This is a genomic window from Novosphingobium naphthalenivorans NBRC 102051 (assembly GCF_001590985.1).
GTDB lineage: Bacteria > Pseudomonadota > Alphaproteobacteria > Sphingomonadales > Sphingomonadaceae > Novosphingobium > Novosphingobium naphthalenivorans.
In genome coordinates, this window is the sequence record NZ_BCTX01000171.1 from 1 (window position 1) to 2,609 (window position 2,609).

Consider the following 2,609-nt stretch of genomic DNA (forward strand, 5'->3'; position numbering starts at 1 on the left):
TTGCCTGATCGCATCCCCATTCGATGTAGGTCTTGCTGCCATCATCGCTGATCGCCGCCGGGCGCAGCGTCTTATTGCCCGACAGCCGGTAGCTGAAACGCTCACCGGTCTCGGCCGCCGCTGTCGGCGGCGCGCTTGCTGGGTGGTATTGCGGCTCATCGGCCAGACGAATGACAGCCGGAATGGAACCTGATGTCCCTGCGAGCATATCGAACTCGTAGGTGCGCATATTGGTGCGGACCGTCATGATCCCATAGGCTGAGGGCCTTGCCGCGCGCAGCGCCAGACTGTCACCTGATCTGGCGACCGTGATGATGAAGGCCGTGGGATCGCTCAGGATGACCGAGGCGATCTGTTCCCCCTGCCGGAATAGCAGGGTCTGCGTCACGTCCGTCGCCGTGCGCAAGCTGAGGAGACCGGTGCCCCCTGCAGACAGCACCTCGATCCGGGGATCCCTGGGTGGCAGTTCCTGCGCCTGTGCAGCGCTTGCCGCCAGCGCCAAGATCAACACCAGCTCCCTCATGACTGGGAGCCCTGCTGCTGGTTTGGTAATGTCCCTTGTGTACCCGCTGCTTGCGGAGCGGGCGCCACAGGCGCGATCATCTCGGCATCGCGCCGGTAACGCAGCACCTGGAAGCCCAGCGGATTGAGCAGCCGGTCCGAAGCGCTCATTCGAGCAGGCGAGAACTGGTACTTGATCACGGCAGCCCAATTCTCACCCGCCTGCCGCTGTCCTCCCGGATCGGTGCGGGTGGTCGCAAACCGCACGAGCGCAGTGTCCGCGCTCAGCGACGAGATGCTGCGCACCTCGGTCTCGACCAGCGCTTGCCTGGGCAGGGTCTTGAGCGGGCTGGCCGGATTGCTCGCCTGCATGGCCTTGAGATAGCGTTCGCGGGCATCTCCTGCCGACCAGAGGGCGACCTTGCGGTAGTCGGCGTTGAGCGCATTGATATCGAAGCTCTCGCGCGCCGTGACGTATTGCGCGAGAAACGAACGCACGAGGGCATCGTCGGGCGTGATGGCCTGCTGGTCGAGCGGCTTGAGCGCCTGAACATTGCCCGTCTGCCGATCAACAAGCAGCGTATAGGGCACGACCGTCTTGAGCGGAGCCAGCGCGGCGAGCGCGATCGCCTCCAGCACGGCCACCCCGGTGGCAATCCCCGCAATGATCCAGGCAATCCGCTTCGAGGCAGCCAGGCCTTTGGTACGGTCGGCGGACCAGGAACCAGCCTCTTCGTAGTAGCGTGTGAGATCGTCGTCGCTCATATCGTTCATCACGTCTGGTCCCTGCGGCGCGCGGCGCTGGAGGGGCGAGCGGAAGACCGGCGCCAGGTACTACCGAGCGCCTCCTCATGCCGCGCCTGATCGGTCTGCGCGGCGAGCACGGACGGCGCCGAGCCGGATCGCTCAGACCAACGGCCTTCGACGCGCGTGATATCGGCAATGCGCTCCTCGCGGCGCAGGTTCTCGCTCACTGAATGAGCGACAATCACCGCACGGGAGGGTTCATCACTTGCGCTGGATAGAAAGCCTGCTCGTGGGGGTGGCGTTGCTTCGGCCCGGTCCGGTGCCTGCTGAAACACGATCGGCCAATGCAACCCGCCATGAAAGGCCAGACGCGCGATCAGGAACACGGATGCCAGTGAGACAATCGCAAAGCTGAGTGTCGCTACAAGAATCTCTACCGGCGCATCAAGCGTCTGCTGCTCCATGGCGCGCTGTTGCAAGGCATCCTGCAGCCAGGGTTCGAGCAGCGCCAGTTCAACACCGTAGATCACGCTCAGCAGGATCGAGGCCACAAAGGTCATGACCAGCGCGCGACCCCAGCCTTCGAAAATGCCCCGCGTGATGCCGAACAGCAGCAGACCTGCCATCAGCGGGGCGACAGCCAGCAGGAAACCTGCCGTCAGCCGCACCAGCGCCAGCGGCCCCAGCGTTCCTGCCAGAAAGGCGCTGCGGGCAAAGCCAAGCTGGAACCAGTCGCCCTGGGCAACACCCAGGCGGCCGCTGCCATAGACATTGAGCGCGGCAAGGCCCTTGTCGACGGTCTGCAGCCGCGCGGCGAGATCACCCGCGCTGCCCGGCAGGCCCGAACTGCCGCCGATGACCTGAGCGATCTGCCCGGGACCATGGATGATGAGGTCGTAGCCTACGATGCGCCACGCAGGCCAACTTGTTGCCAGGGTGAGCACGATCCCCACCTTGAGCACGTCGCCAATGACATCGCGCGTGCCCATGGGATAGCCGAGCAGCAGGCGGATACCGAACAGGGCAATGAAGATCGTCAGCAGGCTGGTAAGCGCCAGCGACACGGGCGAACCGGGGCTTGCCAGTGCGCCGAAGCCATAGGCGCCAATCGTGGCCGCCTGGCAGTCGATATGCGCAAGCGCGGTGGCAAGAAAGTCCTGACCGGTTTGGACGACGGGGCAAGCCATCACGCGCGCGCCAGCAAGGGGGCCATCCAGCCCTCGGGATCGATGCCGGTCTCGCCCACCAGTTCATCGAACAGGCGCACCGTGGCTTCCCGGCCGGAGAGGATGGTCAGGATGTCTTTCTCGCCCGAGAGGTTGAGGCGGGCGACCACGCTGTCCTGCCCATGCTTGAACAGG

General features: G+C 64.9%; 3 protein-coding genes. All 3 read right to left on the bottom strand.

What is annotated here, in order from left to right; all coding sequences use genetic code 11:
- A partial coding sequence (locus NN5_RS24420; protein ID WP_169801056.1) for a TrbG/VirB9 family P-type conjugative transfer protein occupies positions 1 to 511 on the bottom strand: 511 nt, incomplete at its 3' end.
- Between the two features lie 8 nt (positions 512 to 519).
- Complete coding sequence (locus NN5_RS24425) at positions 520 to 1,275, bottom strand: VirB8 family type IV secretion system protein (RefSeq protein WP_067739251.1); 756 nt, start codon at positions 1,273 to 1,275, stop codon at positions 520 to 522.
- Positions 1,275 to 2,435 carry a TrbL/VirB6 family protein gene (locus NN5_RS24430; RefSeq protein ID WP_067739254.1) on the bottom strand — a complete coding sequence of 387 codons (1,161 nt, stop codon included), beginning with the start codon at positions 2,433 to 2,435 and terminating at the stop codon, positions 1,275 to 1,277. The genes NN5_RS24425 and NN5_RS24430 overlap by 1 nt, the downstream gene beginning before the upstream one ends.
- Between the last annotated feature and the right edge of the window lie 174 nt (positions 2,436 to 2,609).